Annotated in this window: 14 protein-coding genes; 7 read left to right on the top strand and 7 right to left on the bottom strand. The window is 51.6% G+C overall.

All coding sequences use genetic code 11. The features are described 5' to 3' along the window. Window positions 1-189: 189 nt before the first annotated feature. Window positions 190-633 carry a QcrA and Rieske domain-containing protein gene (locus HF324_RS15175; protein WP_168803290.1) on the top strand — a complete coding sequence of 148 codons (444 nt, stop codon included), beginning with the start codon at window positions 190-192 and terminating at the stop codon, window positions 631-633. A gap of 119 nt (window positions 634-752) precedes the next feature. On the opposite strand, the gene HF324_RS15170 is transcribed toward HF324_RS15175, so the two are convergent. Further along, window positions 753-1,568, bottom strand: a complete 816-nt coding sequence (locus HF324_RS15170) for an alpha/beta fold hydrolase (protein ID WP_168803289.1) — start codon at window positions 1,566-1,568, stop codon at window positions 753-755. Between the two features lie 135 nt (window positions 1,569-1,703). Between HF324_RS15170 and fbaA the strand changes: the two genes are divergently transcribed. The 4 genes from fbaA (at window position 1,704) to HF324_RS15150 (ending at window position 5,603) form a co-directional block, all read left to right on the top strand. Beyond that, window positions 1,704-2,768, top strand: coding sequence for a class II fructose-bisphosphate aldolase (gene fbaA / locus HF324_RS15165; protein WP_078672958.1), 1,065 nt, complete (start codon window positions 1,704-1,706; stop codon window positions 2,766-2,768). A 237-nt stretch (window positions 2,769-3,005) separates the two neighbouring features. Then, on the top strand, window positions 3,006-3,854 hold the full coding sequence (gene accD / locus HF324_RS15160) for an acetyl-CoA carboxylase, carboxyltransferase subunit beta (protein WP_168803288.1): 849 nt from the start codon (window positions 3,006-3,008) through the stop codon (window positions 3,852-3,854). A 106-nt stretch (window positions 3,855-3,960) separates the two neighbouring features. Continuing rightward, entirely contained in the window at window positions 3,961-4,398 is a 438-nt protein-coding gene (smpB, locus tag HF324_RS15155; RefSeq protein ID WP_078672956.1) for an SsrA-binding protein SmpB, read from the top strand. A gap of 38 nt (window positions 4,399-4,436) precedes the next feature. Beyond that, window positions 4,437-5,603, top strand: coding sequence for a tetratricopeptide repeat protein (locus HF324_RS15150; RefSeq protein ID WP_168803287.1), 1,167 nt, complete (start codon window positions 4,437-4,439; stop codon window positions 5,601-5,603). A gap of 134 nt (window positions 5,604-5,737) precedes the next feature. Here HF324_RS15150 and trxA read toward each other — a convergent pair whose 3' ends face one another. Beyond that, entirely contained in the window at window positions 5,738-6,034 is a 297-nt protein-coding gene (gene trxA, locus HF324_RS15145; RefSeq protein WP_168803286.1) for a thioredoxin, read from the bottom strand. Window positions 6,035-6,180: 146 nt separating this feature from the next. On the opposite strand from trxA, the gene HF324_RS15140 reads away from it, so the two are divergent. Beyond that, window positions 6,181-6,747 (top strand): methyltransferase family protein, encoded by a 567-nt coding sequence (locus HF324_RS15140; RefSeq protein ID WP_168803285.1) that lies wholly within the window; start codon window positions 6,181-6,183, stop codon window positions 6,745-6,747. 59 nt (window positions 6,748-6,806) lie between these two features. Here the strand turns inward: HF324_RS15140 and HF324_RS15135 are convergent, their stop codons facing one another. From HF324_RS15135 to HF324_RS15115, 5 genes are all read right to left on the bottom strand, one after another. Further along, entirely contained in the window at window positions 6,807-8,309 is a 1,503-nt protein-coding gene (locus HF324_RS15135) for a RagB/SusD family nutrient uptake outer membrane protein (RefSeq protein WP_168860190.1), read from the bottom strand. Window positions 8,310-8,319: 10 nt separating this feature from the next. Then, the gene (locus tag HF324_RS15130; RefSeq protein WP_168803283.1) at window positions 8,320-11,406 is read right to left on the bottom strand and encodes a SusC/RagA family TonB-linked outer membrane protein; all 3,087 of its coding nucleotides are present in this window, start codon (window positions 11,404-11,406) and stop codon (window positions 8,320-8,322) included. Window positions 11,407-11,977: 571 nt separating this feature from the next. Next, entirely contained in the window at window positions 11,978-13,693 is a 1,716-nt protein-coding gene (aspT, locus tag HF324_RS15125) for an aspartate-alanine antiporter (protein WP_168803282.1), read from the bottom strand. 56 nt (window positions 13,694-13,749) lie between these two features. Then, complete coding sequence (gene rnhA, locus HF324_RS15120; protein WP_246269545.1) at window positions 13,750-14,229, bottom strand: ribonuclease HI; 480 nt, start codon at window positions 14,227-14,229, stop codon at window positions 13,750-13,752. 103 nt (window positions 14,230-14,332) lie between these two features. Next, window positions 14,333-15,970, bottom strand: coding sequence for an acyl-CoA carboxylase subunit beta (locus tag HF324_RS15115; RefSeq protein WP_220101319.1), 1,638 nt, complete (start codon window positions 15,968-15,970; stop codon window positions 14,333-14,335). 52 nt (window positions 15,971-16,022) lie between these two features. Between HF324_RS15115 and HF324_RS15110 the strand changes: the two genes are divergently transcribed. Continuing rightward, window positions 16,023-16,481 (top strand): DinB family protein, encoded by a 459-nt coding sequence (locus HF324_RS15110; RefSeq protein ID WP_168803281.1) that lies wholly within the window; start codon window positions 16,023-16,025, stop codon window positions 16,479-16,481. Window positions 16,482-16,627: the final 146 nt, after the last annotated feature.

Here is a 16,627-nt window from a genome sequence, read left to right as displayed (position 1 = left end):
TACGTTGTTCTCCTCCCAGGGATGACACCCCGGGTTACGTTGTTCTGCGGGTTCTTTTGATGCTATGTTTTTTGGGCGGAATAGCTGCTGTATAGTGGCTTTTTTTCGTCCTTCTTTTTTTATGAGCAACCCTTCCTGTTTCTTTTCCGTAACAAGTGTATCTGTCACTTTATTCACAAAACACTTTTTATGGAAAGAAGGGATTTTGTATCCAACATCGGGATGACGCTCGCGCTGGCCTGCGTAGGCGGACTAGCGGCCTGCAGCAAGGGCGGGGGCGGTTATGACTCCTCACCGGACCCGACGCCGGGCGGCCCGAATGCGAAGCTGTCGGTCAACCTGGGCAGTGATTTGCCCAATCCCGGCGACTTTAAAATCGCCAACGGGGTTATCCTTATCCGTACCGGCACAGGCAAAACGGCAGCGGATTTTGCCGCGCTGTCCAGCACCTGCACCCACCAGGGGTGTACTGTCGCCACTTTTAACAATACGACGAAGCTGATTGAGTGTAACGCGCCCTGCGGCCATGGCAGCCGGTATTCGACCAGCGGCGCTGTTAACACCGGTCCCGCTACCGCGCCGCTGACAGCGTATACTATCACCGTAAGCGGGAATACCCTCACCGTTACGTGAATTACGAATTACAAATTACGAATTACGAATGGAGGGCTTCCTTATAGAGCGGTTACTTAATAACCTTTCCAAAAGAAAGCCCTCCATTCGTAATTCGTAATTCGTAATCCGTAATTGATTTAGTGTTTTAAGAGGAAGTCCAGTGCCCATCCGGCGAAGTGGGGTGAGCGTAGCACGCTGTTATGATCGCCGGCAACGGTGCCGTGCATTCCGCGGGGCATCATGGCGGCGAGGGAGCCGCCCGTATCGTTGTCTTCATCTTTATCACCTCCGATCACCAGTACCGGCTGCTGCACATCTGCCAATTCCGCAGGTGTGGTGGCCGGCTGGCCCCACTGCATCAGTGCCAGCGCCCGCTGATCTAACCCTTTCGCCTGTACGTTTTTGACCATGGCAGCCAATTCCGGTACATCTTTACCGGAGAGGGCATCGTAGAATTTCAGTCGGCGGGGCCATGCCGGGTCGGTGAACCCTGTGCCGATGCCGCCGAGTACGGCGCAGCTTACCTTTGGGTCCAGTACCAGCAGGCGTGCGGTGATGATAGATCCGCGGGAGTAGCCTACCACCCTGTAGGCTGACAGCTGCAGGTGCGCGGCGAGGCCGATGATATCGCGGGCTTCTGCGTCCTGCATGTAGGCGAGGCTGTCGTGCGGATGGCCGGAAGCGCCGTTGCCGCGCAGGTCCGGGGTGATAACGCGGAATCCGCGTTGCAGCAGGGAGTCGTACAGGGGTGTGGAAGACCATGAATCGCCGCTGCCCATGAAGCCGTGCACGAGGATGACCGGCTGACCGGTTCCTTTATCCGTGTAATGGATACGGGTCCCGTCAAAAGAAGAAAAGTAGTTGGCGGAATCGTTTGCATTCCGATCAAACGTACCGGCGAAGAGTGTTTTAAAGGAAAGCAGCAGTAGTGCGGCGCTGAGTATGTTACGCATGGCTATAACGAATAAGTGGTTAAAATACGTTTTTCCGCCTGTATTTTTCAGCGGAGATAAAAATACATTTCACTATAAAACTTATTTTTTACTGTGTATATTTGCTTTCCTAAAAAAACAAATACATTTTAAAGTATGGGAAAATACAGAGCTGGCGTATTATTCGGCGAAGAGCTGGATGCGCTGTATAACGATGCCAAAGACAACGGATTTGCTATGCCTGCCGTGAACGTAGTGGGAACCAACTCGGTTAATGCGGTACTGGAAACAGCTGCCAAAGTAAATTCACCGGTCATTATACAGTTTTCCAATGGCGGCGCACAGTTTTACGCTGGTAAAGGTATGCCGAACGACAAGCTGCAGGCCAACATCGCCGGTGGTATCTCCGGTGCCAAACACGTACATGAAGTAGCGAAATATTATGGTGTTCCGGTGGTCCTCCATACCGACCATGCTGCCAAAAAATGGCTGCCCTGGATTGACGGCCTGCTGGACGCGGGTGAAGCGTTTTTCAAACAGACCGGTCAACCGCTGTACAGCTCCCACATGCTGGACCTCTCCGAAGAACCTATCCAGGAAAATATCGAGATCTCCCATAAATACTTTGAGCGCATGAACAAGCTGGGCATGTCCATCGAAATCGAGCTGGGCGTGACCGGTGGTGAAGAAGACGGCGTGGACAATTCCGGCGTGGACAACTCCAAGCTTTACACCCAACCGGAAGACGTGGCTTACGCTTACGAAGTACTGTCCAAAGTAGGCAGCCGCTTCACTGTTGCCGCTGCATTCGGTAACGTACACGGCGTTTACAGCCCGGGCAACGTGGAACTGCGCCCTGTTATCCTGCAGAACAGCCAGGAATTTATTCAACAGAAATTCGGCACCAAAGCTAAACCGGTATACTACGTATTCCACGGCGGCAGCGGCTCTCCGAAACACCAGATCGCCGAAGCCCTGGGCTACGGCGTTATCAAAATGAACATTGACACCGATATGCAATGGGCATTCTGGGAAGGCGTACACGACTACTACGAAGCGAAAAAAGACTATCTGCAGGGCCAGCTGGGCAACCCCGAAGGCGCAGACAAGCCTAACAAAAAATACTACGATCCGCGCGTATGGCTGCGCAAAGGTGAAGATACCTTTGTAAAACGCCTGGAAGAGGCGTTCCGCGACCTGAACTGCATCAACAGAAACTAATACCGGTTCCCGGCAGACGCTGCCCTGCAGCGTTTCGCCGGACTGATAGCTCAGTATTACCGCCCGAAGCGGAAACAAAGCGACTTATAGTAAAATAATCGCTTTTGTTTCCGCTTCATTATTAGTGGTTAAAATAAAATAATTTATCCCGTTTCCGGGGGGAGATTCGGAACAACTGTTTGGTTTTATGCTTTAATTCGTATCTTGCACCACTATTTTCTAATCTAATAGTAAAATATGTCAAGCTGGTTTAAGCGAATTAAACAAGGCATCTCCACCTCCACCAGTGAGAAGAAGGAAGCACCGGACGGGTTGTGGCACAAGTGTCCTAACTGTAAGAAAACCACCACTGTTAAGGATCTGAAGGAGCACTACTACGTGTGTGACAAATGTAACTATCACAACCGTATCAACTCCAGGGAGTATTTTGAGATTATTTTCGACGACAATCAGTTCGAGGAACTGTTTTCCAATATTTACCCGACCGATTTCCTGGGCTTTAAAGATCTCAAGCCTTACTCCGACAGGCTGAAAGACGCACAAAAGAAATCAGGCCTGAAAGATGCCATGACAGTTGGCACCGGTAAGGTAAACGGATTAGGCCTGGTAGTGGCCTGTATGGACTTCAACTTCATCGGCGGTTCCATGGGCTCCGTGGTAGGTGAAAAAATCGCCCGTTCCATCGACTACTGCATCGTGCACAAAATGCCGTTGATGATCATCTCCAAATCCGGCGGCGCCCGTATGATGGAAAGTGCTTTCTCCCTGATGCAGATGGCCAAAACATCGGCCAAACTGACCCAGCTCGCCAACGCAAGACTGCCCTTTATCTCCCTGATGACAGATCCTACCACCGGTGGTGTGACCGCCTCCTTCGCTATGCTGGGCGACGTGAACATCGCTGAACCCGGTGCGCTGATCGGCTTTGCCGGTCCGAGGATCATCAAGGAAACCATCAAAAAAGACCTCCCTGCTGGCTTCCAGAGCGCTGAGTTCCTGTTGGAACACGGCTTCCTGGACTTCATCATGGACCGGAAAGAATTAAAAACAAGACTGGCCAACCTGCTCAGTCTCTTCAAAAACTAGATATTCATTTTGGGATTTGCGATTTTTTGATTTTGGAATTTTGAGGACCACCTGGTCAGGTTAAATCACAAAATCAAAAAATCGTAAATCCCAAAATTTTCACCCCATGGCCGAATTAAAGAACAGATCAGCATATTTTGAGTACGCAATAGAGGAAAAATTTATTGCGGGAATGGTATTGACAGGAACAGAGATTAAGTCTATCCGTGCCAGCCGGGTCAGCTTTAATGACTCCTTTTGTTATTTCTCGAAGGGAGAATTGTTTGTTAAAAGCCTGCACATCGCCGAATATTCTCACGGCACCAGCGCCAACCACGATCCCCTGCGCGAAAGAAAATTGCTGTTGACAAAACGGGAATTAAAAAAAATAGAGAACAAAATCAAGGAACGTGGCTATACCATTGTTCCGCTTCGTATATTCATTACGGATAAAAGTCTTGCCAAAATGGAAATAGGTGTGGGCAAGGGTAAAAAACTGTACGACAAACGGGAGTCTATCAAACAACGGGAGTCTGACAGGGAATTACGCCGCCAGATCAAATAACCACGCCGCAAGCTACCTTACTCCTTAAATCCTGTCCCTTGAACACGATCAGTCTACCTATCCGTTCTGCCGGCATAAGGGGAACGCTGTGCCTGTTGGCCTGCATACTGTTATGGAGCTGCCGCTCGGGCGAAAAGCTCTACAACAAAGGCAAGTATGATAACGCCGTCACCGCTTTCGTCAAAAAACTCCAGCGCAAACCCCAGGACGCCACCGCGCTTCAACTGTTGCCTGAAGCCTACCGCCAGGCACAGAAGATGCATGAAGACCGCGTCAACAACCTGCTCCGCTCCAACAATCAGCTTAAATGGGAACCGATACGCAACGAATACCGGACCATGCAACGGCTATACGAGGCCATTCACAGCTCCCCTGCCGCCCTGAAGATCGTCACCCCTAAAGATTACAGCGATGCTATCACCGGCGCCCTGGAAAACGCTGCCGAAACACGCTACGACAGGGGCATCGCCCTTATGCAACGCGGAGACAAGGCCAGCGCCCGTAAAGCATACGATGAATTCGGTGCAGCGCTCAAACTGATCCCCAACTATCGCGACGCCCAGGAACGCAAAGACGACGCTTTCCAGGCCGGCGTGGTATATGTGGTGGTGAGCGAAGTGGACGTCCGCTCCCCTTACTTCCAGTTCAGCGCCGACCAGTTCCGGGACTACCTCGTTCGCTCCCTCCAGCAGCGTAACGTCAACCGTTTCGTCGTGTTCTATGACGAACGTACCGCCAGGAACGAAAACCTGCGGCCCGACCAGTACATCGCCCTGCGCTTCCTGGACTTTATGGTGGGCCAGACGTATGTAGACCGCGCCCGGCGCGAGGTGTCCAAAGAAATCGTCACCGGTACCACCAGGGATACCACCGGTAAAACCATCAATACCTACACCACCGTGCGCGCCACCATTGTTACGACCAAAACAACGGTGGAATCCAGAGGCCTGCTGGACTACCAGATCGCCGACATCCATAACGGCAGGATACTCCGCTCTGACCGCATACCCGGCAGCTATACCTGGTTCAACCAGTTTGCCACCTATACCGGCGATTCCCGCGCCCTGAGCGAGGCAGACCTCGCGATCATCGGAGGACGGGACCTGCCACCACCGCCACCACAGGACCTTTTCATGGAGTTTACCCGGCCTATCTATAACCAGCTGGAAAAAGATTTGCGGGATTATTATGCTTATATAGACTAATCCTTCCCGGGACTAAAGCCCCGGGCGACACTTTTGAGGACAAGGCAGCATACAACCGCTATCAATATACAGAAAGACCGCCCTTTGATAATGATATCAAAGGGCGGTCTTGTTTAATCTCTTTATGTTGGCGATTACAGCATGGGCGTTAATACCGGTATCAATTGATGCGCCGGCACTACCCCACTCTGGCGCCAGGCCAGCTGCCCGTTTTTAAACAGCAACATGGTAGGGACGCTGCTGATCTGCCATTGGGCCGCCAGCTGCTGATTTTTATCGATATCGATCTTAATGATCCGGATCTTGTCTCCAAACTTGTCTTTCACCTCTTTCAGTATGGGCGGCATCATCTTACAGGGGCCGCACCAGGTGGCAAAACAGTCGATCAGCACCGGTGTGCCTGATTGAAGGATGGTCTGCAAATTTTCCATAGCGCACTGATTTAATCTCTTTGCAAAATAATCTTTTTTAAAGACTTGATAATGGACGAGTTGGGAAGCACACGACGGGAAACAACAGCTGAAGTTGAAAACATTTCATATATTAGGGATATCTGTAATCTCAATCCCTTCGTCCAATGAATACGTTATCGACTATCATCTACATGGCATGGTTCCTTTCAGAAATATTACTCAACCGTATACTGCGCGGCAAGGCGCCGGAGGACAAAAAGAACAAAGACAAAGGCAGCCTGGCTTATATCTGGATCGTGATCCTGATCAGCGTTAATGTGGCCGTGTACCTGTCGTACCGTACACAGTTCCCCATACTGCAGCAGGGCAGCCTCATGAACTACACCGGGTTATCGGTGATCCTCGCAGGCATGGTCCTGCGGTTTTATGCCATCGCCTCGCTGGGCAGGTTGTTTACCGTGGCTGTCACCATCCGTAAAGACCACCGCATCAAAAAAGAGGGCATCTACAGTATTCTCCGCCATCCGTCCTACGCCGGGTCCCTGTTGTCTTTCCTGGGCTTCGGCCTGTCGCTCAATAACTGGCTGGGACTGGCCATTGCTTTTATCCCGGTGCTGGCTGCGTTCATTCACCGCATGGACATTGAAGAAAAAGTACTGACCGAAGAGTTCGGCAGCGAATACACCGATTATATGCAGCACACCCGCCGCATCCTTCCTTTTATTTACTGACAGGCATAAAAAAGCCTTCGGAAAAAATTCCAAAGGCCTTGATGTATGAAGGGTAAAAACTAGTTATTCAGATTCGGATTGTTCTGCAACTCACTGAGCGGAATGGCAAACAGATAGTAAGGGCTGTTTTTCACAAAAGCAGATCCGTCCGGCAGTTTAACGGTACGATGCCCTACCCCGCGAACGGAGACAACGGAACCATCCGGCTGCGGCACCTTAATGATACTGTCTGTACCGTTAACGGCTTTAAACGGTTTCCTTACTACGGTACCGCCTGTACGAATAATGTCTACCAGCGAGAAACCTTCGCCCCATAGTTCTTTTCTTCTTTCCAGCAGGATGGTGTCTTTTATAGAACCTCCTGCAGCGGCGTTGTAGAGGTGGGAGTTACGGGCGCTTCTGAGCACATTCAGCACTTCAGCAGCTTTCGCGGTATTGTTGGTGCTGGCGTATGCTTCAGCTTCAATCAGGTACATTTCCGCAGCACGCATCAGTACTACATCAGACACCATTCCACCCGGATCACGGAAGCGGAATTTTTTGTACAGCAAAGCGCCGGGACCGCTGGTGCTCCACTGGAACAGGCGGAAACGTACGTCGGTGCTGTCAAAATAGCCCTGGAACCAGGGATCGGCCTTGAAACTTTTATAGTAAGATACCGGTGTGGACACATCGAGGAAAGTGAAGGTGGAAGCCGCCACGTTCTGCGTGGGCGTCTGCGGCTGGGCCCAGATCCACTCCACATTACCGGCGTCGTTGAAGCCTTTGTTATAATCGTCGCCGGACATCAGCGTGTAACCGTTACGCGCAGCCACGGCAGGATCGATCGCTTTGGCCGGCTGATTGCTGTAGAGATAAGCCCTTGCCAGCAGTCCGTTAGTGACCCTGGTATCGATTTTAAATTTCCGGGTATCGTCGCGCTCATAGTCCGCCAGTAAAGGCAGGGCGGCCTGCAGATCGGCGATCGCCTGCTGATATACCTGTGCTACGGTAGACCTGGCCTTACCCGGCGTGGACGGATTGGCCGGCTCTGTATAGATAGGCGCTGATTTTCCGTTAGGATCGGTAGTAACGCCAAAGGAATAGAACTCCGCCAGTGTCAGGTAGCAGAAACCTCTTAAAGCGGACGCCTGACCTTTCAGCAGCTTGCGCTTCGCTTCGTCGCCGGGCACATTATCTATTTTAGACAGGAAGTTATTGCAGTTATCGATGGTCTTGTACAGGATGGTCCAGTAAGCGCTCACCCTGTTTTTGGTATTGTCCACCATTTCGATGAACGTATAGGAGTCCCTGAAACCATACGAAGTGGTGAGGGCCACATCGCTGCCCATCGCATCGCTGGTAAGGTCCAGCGATTTGAGGCCTGGTACGGCGAAGGTGAAATAGGTCTCATACATATAGGCCCAGATCCCAGTCAGCGCGGTTTCGGCGTTGTCCACGGAGTTAAACACCTGGTCGTCGGGCACGGCATTGGTAGGCCGCGTGTCCAGGAAATCCTTATTGCAGGCAACGAAAGCAACTGCGGCGAATATAGCGATGAATAATAGTCTGTTCTTTTTCATGACACAGTTTTTAGAAGCTCAGATTAATACCGGCGGATAAAGATTTCACGGCCGGATAACGATAGTAGGTAGTACCGCCAACGGTCTGCTCAGGGTCCATACCCTTGTGGTTATACAAAGTGAATAGATTTTCCCCTGTCACATACACCGTGATGTTATTCAGGTGCGCCCTTTCCATCAGCGATTTCGGCAATGAGTAGCTAAGGTTCAGGCTTTTCAGTCTGGCATAGGTAGCGTCGTACAGGAAGCGCGTAGAAGCGGCCGTCCAGCTGGGCGCTACGGTACTTACCTGCGGCACGTCCGTGTTGCGGTTGGTGGGTGTCCAGGCGTCGAGCACTTCGGTAGACCATGCACGGCCGGCAGAGCCACCCAGTCCCATCAGGAACGTGTAGTCATTGTCGAGCACTTTACCACCGATGCTGTACACGATCAGGAAAGACAAGGAGAAGTTTTTATAGGTGAAAGTGTTGGTCAGGCCACCATACAGGTCCGGCAGCGATGAACCGGAATAATACAGGGAGGCTTTGCTGTAGTTGGTAGTATCCTTGATGCTTCCGTCCGGATTGGTGTATTTCCACTGCGCTTCACCGGTATTCGGGTTTACGCCGGCCCATTGACGCAGGTAGAAATCATAGATAGATTTACCCACCATGAGCTTTTTGGTACCACTGATGATCTCCTGCTGCGGCAGGCTGGTGATCTTATTGCGATAGTGCGTCATGTTGAGATCGATGGTCCAGCTGAAATCTTTTGTTCGTATAGGCGTACCATGCAGGTTGAGGTCTATGCCGGTATTTTTCAGTGCGCCTACGTTCTCGTCTACAGAAGCGTAACCGGTAGAAGGTGCTTTGGGCCTGGAGTACAGCAGGTCCTGTGATTTACGGACGAAGAACTCCGCGCTGCCGCCGAAGCGGTTGTCGAACATGGACCAGTCTACCCCGATGTTGAGGTTGAGGTTAGTTTCCCATTTCAGCCTGTCGTTGAACAGGTATTCACGGAAAGTACCCCCCAGTCCGAGGTTGCTGTTAACAGAATACAGCGGCAGGTAGTTATAGTAACGGTCGGTACCCAGGTTGTCGTTACCTTGTCCGCCGTAGCTGGCGCGCAGCGTCAGGAGGTTGAGCCAGGAGCTGCTTTTCAGGAAAGTTTCTTCTGTCAGTTTCCAGGAACCGCCTACTGACCAGAAAGTACCCCAGCGGCGGTCCGGTGCGAAGCGGGAAGACCCGTCGCGGCGCAGCGATGTGGAGAAGAAGTATTTACCGGCGTAGTCATATTCTGCTCTTCCGAGGAAGGAACTTTGCCGGTAGCTATCGGAGTAGCCGTCGAAGCTTCCGATCAGCGCGGCGTCAGCGGGTTCGTCCACACCGGGTACGGAGAAGCCGGATTTGGACCCTGAAAGAAAGGTGTATTTGAATTTATAGGCTTCCTGACCGAGCAACACGTTGAGGTGATGTTTTTCGTTGAAGGTGTTTTCGTAGGTCAGGAGGTTGTTGAAAGTCCAGCTGAAAGTGCGGTAGTTGGCTTTAGATACGGTACCGCCTACTTCGGCGTCGAAGCCGAGGGTGGGGTTCGTATAGTCGTGGCCTACACGATTGGAGTAGTCCGCATTGTAGCTGGTTTTGAACTTCAGCCCTTTGTAGAGCGTAGCTTCCGCGAAGAAACGGCCGGATACGTCGTCGCGAAGCACATTGTGTTTGTCGATACCGGAAGTCTGCACCAGGTTGGTGCGTGGGTTGGCCGGGTCGGGACGATAATCGCCGTAATCGAATATTTTGTTGCCTTTTGCATCGAGGAGATAAGCGCCGGTATTGAGATCGCGCTGATACACCGGATACATGGGCCCCATGAGGCGGCCGTAGTTGATATAGTTATCGCTGCGGCTGTCTTCTGAGGGAGGCGCTTGCTGATCGGAGTGAGCGGCGCTGAGGTTCAGGCCTACTTTCAGCCATTTGCGGGCGTCTATGTCCACGTTGGAGCGAACGGTGTAGCGTTTAAAACCGGAACCGAGGTAGATGCCCTGATCATCGAGGTAACCACCGGAGATCAGGTAGCGGGTTTTATCGGTTGCTCCGCTGATGGCTACGTTGGCTTCCGTGCGGTGACCGGTGCGTTGCATGGCTTTGTTCCAGTCGTCATTCCACAGTGCTTTAGCTCCTGCCACCAGTTTACCGTCGGTGCCTACCGGCTCGGGGAACGCGCTGCCGTAGGGGTTGATGCCCAGTTCCCCTACCAGGTCGCGGCTCGCGTTTCTGGCGGCAGCAATGGAGTCCTGACTATTCAGATTTTCATTGAACAGTGCACGCCAGAACATCGGGAAATATTGATCGGTAGACATCCTGTCATAATCTTTCACCGCTCTTTTAGAGAAGCCCTGACTAACGCGAACGTCTATATTACTGCCTTTCGCTTTTCCTTTTTTGGTGGTGATGATGATCACGCCGTTGGCGCCGCGGGAACCGTATAAAGCTGCAGAGGCAGCGTCTTTCAGCACGCTGATGGATTCGATGTCATAGGGGTTGATAGCGCTCAGGTTTCCGCCGTAAGGCACTCCGTCCACTACATAGAGCGGGTCTGCAGAGGCGTTGATGGAACCAACGCCACGGATGCGGATGGTGGCGTCAGAGCCGGGCTGGCCGCTCTGGGAAGCGCTTTGTACGCCGGGAGCGAGGCCCTGGAGGGCTTTGGTAACGCTGGACACCTGGCGGTTCTCCAGTTCAGTCCCCTTTATTTGTGATACCGAACCGGTATAAGAGCTTTTTTTGGTGGTACCATAAGCGATCACCACGATCTCGTCAATATCTTTCCCGGCAGATTGCAGGGTGACGGTGATGGGTGCGGTACTGACAGGCACTTCCTGTGAGGTCATGCCTACGTAACTAATGACCAGTGTAGTAGCGGCAGGATCTGTCACTTCCAGCCGGAAAGAACCGTCAGGCCCTGTCAGCACACCTTTCGTCGTTCCTTTAATGACGATGGTGGCGCCGGGCAGCGGCTCCTTGTCTTTGGCCGACAGCACGGTACCCGTAACGGTACGTACCTGTGAAAACGCCGCCAGTGGGCCCAGCAGCAGTAGGAGAATCAGCAATCGTTGTAACATAGATCTATGTTGATTGGTTTAGAGAACGAATAAAGGCAATAACAGGCCGGTACCTGCATCAGCGCAGATAACACCAGCTTAGCCTCCTTGTATTGTGTGTACTGTGACAGCTGCCTTCCAAAAAGCAGAGATGTTGCTGCAAATTTTTATCTCGGAAGACCTGTTGTGCAGATAGCGATATGATATTAACTACAGCAACAACAACTTTGGTTGATGCGTTGATCCGGCTGGTTCTTCATTTCCATTATTGGTTTCCTTTGTTGTTTCATAATCTGACCTTTCATTATTCTACTAATCCTATAGACTAATGGGACGCAAAGCTAGGGTGTTTGTACGTAAACAACAAAAGAATTGTTAAAAAAGTTGAACAGTGACGGAAAACTGTGATGAGCGGAACGCTGCTAAACCGCCGCAGGGGGAGTTCTGTGGCCATCAGTGCGGTTGCCGGCCGCCAGGTGCCCGATGGGCTTATCATGTTGGATTTTCAGCGGGCTTATCATGCTTTGTTTTTACGGAGCGCTTTGAATTTTTTGCACTCGGGCCGATTTGAAACGCCTATCATATACTCATCTTACCCTTTATGCATCAGCAGTACAATGATGACACCGGAAGTCGTTAGCGTGATATTAGCTACGGCGTAAGCGACCGTATACCCCAACGCCGGCACCTTGCTGTTTAGCGCGTCCTGTACGGCCAGTAGCGGCGCTGATTCGTCATGCGCACCGGCACAGGCTCCCAGGCCGATGGCCGGATGGAATTTGAAAACATATTTGGAGAGGAACAGCGCTACCACCATGGGCAACAGGCTCAACACCAGGCCTGCGAGGAACAGCGTCAGGCCTTCCTGCTTCAGTCCCTGTAAAAATCCTTCGCTGGCGGTCAGCCCCACGATGGCAATAAACACATGCAGCCCCAGTTTCGTAAGCACCCACTGCGATGCAGGCGGTATATATCCGAAACGGGGATTCACGCTGCGCAACCAGCCGAAGAAGAGGCCGGCCAGCAACGCGCCGCCGCTGGTGCTCAGTTCTACCGGCACATTACCGAACCGTACGCTCATCACGCCCACCAGGGCGCCCAGTGCAATACCACCTGCCAGGTAAGGGATGTCCGTTTCCACGCCTGTCCGTTCTTTAAACCCTAGTATAGGCACCGCAAGGTCCAGTTCTTCCTGTATGCCCACCAATTCAGCCACATCGCCTTTTTGTACGATGGTATTGGCTTCCAGCGGTATCTCGATACCGGCGCGTGTAATTTTGCGGACGCTGATACCATGCAGCTGCGGCTGCCGCACCAGCAACTTAATAGGTTTATTGATGGCGGTATTTTTACTGATCACTACATTGATGGCCTGTACCGGAAATGTCAGCAGGTCGGCATCGGCGACTTCCTTGCCCAGCATATCGCCTGAGGCGATGGCAGCAGACCGCTGCCCGCCGACAGCTATAATATCTCCCTGACGGACCACAAAATCCTGCGGGGTCTCCATCATCTCCCCTTCCCTCCTGACGCGCAGCACATACAACACTCTTTTCTTACGCCGGAAAAATGCCTCCAGCTCTGCTACAGATTTCCCCTCGTCCCCTACCAGTTCATTATTGACGAGGTAGGCGCGGAAAGCCACATGATCATAGGCATTTTTTATATCGCCGTCATCTTCCGCATTGGCGTCTGTGAGCGTTGCTTCCAGTTTACGGGTTTCTTCTATCAGTTTCTCCCTGCTGCCAGACATGAACCACGGGCCGATGACCGACAGAAACCAGCTGGTGCCGGCGGTCCCGAAGATATAGGTCACCGCATAGGCTACCGGTATCTGGTTGACCAGCCTTTCTTTGTCCGCCATACTGATGTCCAGTTCATTGATAGTATTGGAAGCAACGCCGATAATAGCGGAACAGGTATTGGCGCCGGACATCAGCCCGGCGGTAGTGCCTGTATCAAACTGCAGGACAGAAGCAATAGCCCAGCAGAAGAAGAGGCTGCTGCAGCAAACGATAAAAGAGAAAGCCGCTATTGGCAGACCATCTTTTTTAAGTCCCTGAAAAAACTGCGGGCCGATGCTGTAACCGGTACAGAACAGGAACAGCAGGAAAAAAATGGATTTGGCCGCACCCGGTATCTGGATATGTATGCCACCGATAACGATACCTACCAGCAGTACGCCGGTCACGGTACCAAGCGTAAACCCCCTGATACGTACTTTGCCCAGGAGAAAACCAATGAGCAGGGTTAACATGACAGCGATTTCCGGGTATTTCTGAAGGGTTTCTATCAGCCAGGTAAGCATAAACGAAGTTTTTCCGTTTATATTACAATCCGGGCAGCCTGTTGGTTCGGCGATGGTCAATTTCCGTTTTCGAAGCCCTGGTCTACCAGCCAGTTGCCGCTGTCAGCGGCCTGTGTGGCCAGTTCATCGCAACGGTTGTTCAGCGGGTTGCTGGCATGGCCTTTCACCCACTGCATTTTCACTTTATGTTTTCTGTAGAGCGGAATAAAGCGCATCCACAGGTCTTTGTTTTTTTTGTCTTTAAAACCGGTTTTTACCCAGCTCCATATCCATCCTTTCTCAATGCTGTCCACCACATATTTACTGTCGGTGAAAATGGTCATTTCCAGTCCGTCTCTCTTCAGCGCTTCCAGTGCGGTGATGACCGCCAGCAGCTCCATCCGGTTGTTGGTGGTTTTACGGTACCCCTGCGACATTTCTTTGCGCATGCTGCCCCATAATAGTACCACGCCGTAACCTCCGGGCCCGGGATTGCCGCGGGAAGCGCCATCCGTATATATCTGCAATTCTGCCATAGCGCGCAAATATATTGTCATTTTCGGATTTTCGATTTTTTGATTTTGGAATTTTGGGAAGATGAAGTCGTACTACCTGACAAAATATCAAAATCAAAAAATCGAAAATCAAAAAATCTGCTTTTTATACCTGGAACACACCTACGTTGAATGCCTGTTCAACCGGTGCATTGTTAGCGGCTTTGATGCTCTCGGAAATATGCCGCCGGGTATCGGCGGGATCAATGATATCATCTACCCAAAGGCGGGCAGCGGCATAATAAGGGGTGGTCTGGCTATTGTATTTATCAGTAATTTCTTTCAGCAGGCGTGCTTCATCTTCCGGAGTGATTTCCTGGCCTTTGGCTTTGAGGGAAGCCACCTGGATCTGCAGCAGTGTTTTAGCCGCCTGTTCACCGCCCATTACCGCTATTTTAGCGGAGGGCCATGCATAGATAAAGCGGGGATCATAGGCTTTGCCACACATGGCGTAGTTGCCTGCGCCATAGGAGTTACCGATGATGATGGTGATTTTGGGCACGACGGAATTGGATACGGCGTTGACCAGTTTGGCGCCGTCTTTAATGATGCCGGCGTGTTCGCTGCGGCTGCCCACCATAAAGCCGGTCACGTCCTGCAGGAATACCAATGGAATTTTTTTCTGGTTGCAGTTCATGATAAAGCGGGCTGCTTTATCGGCGCTGTCGTTGTAGATAACGCCGCCCATCTGCATTTCTCCTTTACGGCTTTTTACGATTTTACGCTGATTGGCCACGATACCTACGGCCCAGCCGTCGATGCGGGCGTAACCGCAAAGGATGCTTTTACCATAGTCCTGTTTGTACTGGTCGAAAGCGGAATTATCCACCAGGCGGTGGATGATATCGAGCATATCGTAGGGGCGGGAGCTATCGGCCGGCAGTATGCTGTGCAGCTCTGCTTCCGGCAGTCCGGGCGCTGCCGGCGTTATGCGGTCAAAGCCTGCAGTGGGCCCCTGCCCTATTTTGCTGACGATCCTTTTTATCTGGTCGAGGCATTCTTCATCCGTTTTGAATTTATAGTCCGCGATACCTGAAATTTCTGTGTGGGTAACGGCGCCGCCTAACGTCTCCGCATCTACGTCTTCCCCGATAGCGGCTTTTACGAGGTAAGGGCCGGCGAGAAAGATAGAGCCGTTGCCTTCCACCATCAGCACTTCATCGCTCATGATGGGGAGGTAGGCCCCCCCTGCCACGCAGCTGCCCATTACAGCGGCGATCTGGGTAATGCCCATAGCGCTCATGCGGGCATTGTTACGGAAAATGCGGCCGAAGTGTTCCTTATCCGGGAATATTTCGTCCTGCATGGGCAGGAATACGCCGGCGCTGTCTACCAGGTAGATGACCGGGAGATGATTTTCCATGGCTATTTCCTGCAGGCGCAGGTTCTTTTTGCCCGTCATGGGAAACCAGGCGCCGGCTTTTACTGTCATGTCGTTGGCCACGATCATGCACTGGCGGCCGCTTACATAGCCTATGCCGCCTACCGTGCCGGCGGCAGGGCAACCGCCATATTCGGCGTACATTTCATAAGCAGCAAAGGCGCCGATTTCGGTAAAAGGAGTGTCTTTGTCTATCAGGTATTGAATACGTTCCCTGGCCGTCAGTTTGCCCCGCTGGCGTACTTTTTCCAGGCTTTTTTTTCCGCCGCCCTGCTCTATCACGCCGAGGCGTTGTTTCATGGTGCTGATGGCCAGTCTCATGGCATCTTCGTTCTTGTTCGTTTCCAGATCCACTTGGTTCATAACGTTTGGGTTTTACTTTAAAAATACCGACAAATAAGTTAAATTACGAATTATGCAGCTTACAGAACACCTCGCTTCTTCCATTGAAGCGCTATATAATGGGAAGCCCTGGCTGGACGTAACTTTCAGGGAACATCTTTCCCGCATCGATGCGCGTCAGGCTGCCAAAAGCCTGAACGGCTCCAATAATATCTGGCAGATCGTGAACCATGTTATCTTCTGGCACCAGCGGGTAGAACGGTACATGCATAACGAGCCGCCCGAAAAAGACGGAGACCTCCCGGATTTTTATATGCCGGAAAACCACGGAGAAGAAAACTGGCAGGCTACCATCCACCGGCTGGAACATTCTTTCGACCAGATAGCAGCTACCATCCGGAAGTTCCCGGAAGCGGAACTGTTCGACACCTTCCCGGGAACAGATAAAAAGGCGATTTATTACCTGCAGGGCCTCGCAGAGCACGACGCCTATCATCTGGGGCAGATTGTACTGCTACGCAAATATCTTTGATTTACGGATTTTTTGATTTAGGGATTTTGAGATTTTGAGATTTCAGGGAATCAAACAGTCCCTGATTTACGGATTTTTTGATTTACGGATTTTGAGATTTTGAGATTTCAGGGAATCAAACAGTCCCTGATTTACGGATTTTTTGA

It is taken from the genome of Chitinophaga oryzae (assembly GCF_012516375.2).
GTDB lineage: Bacteria > Bacteroidota > Bacteroidia > Chitinophagales > Chitinophagaceae > Chitinophaga > Chitinophaga oryzae.
This window is presented reverse-complemented; position numbering and strand designations above follow the sequence as displayed.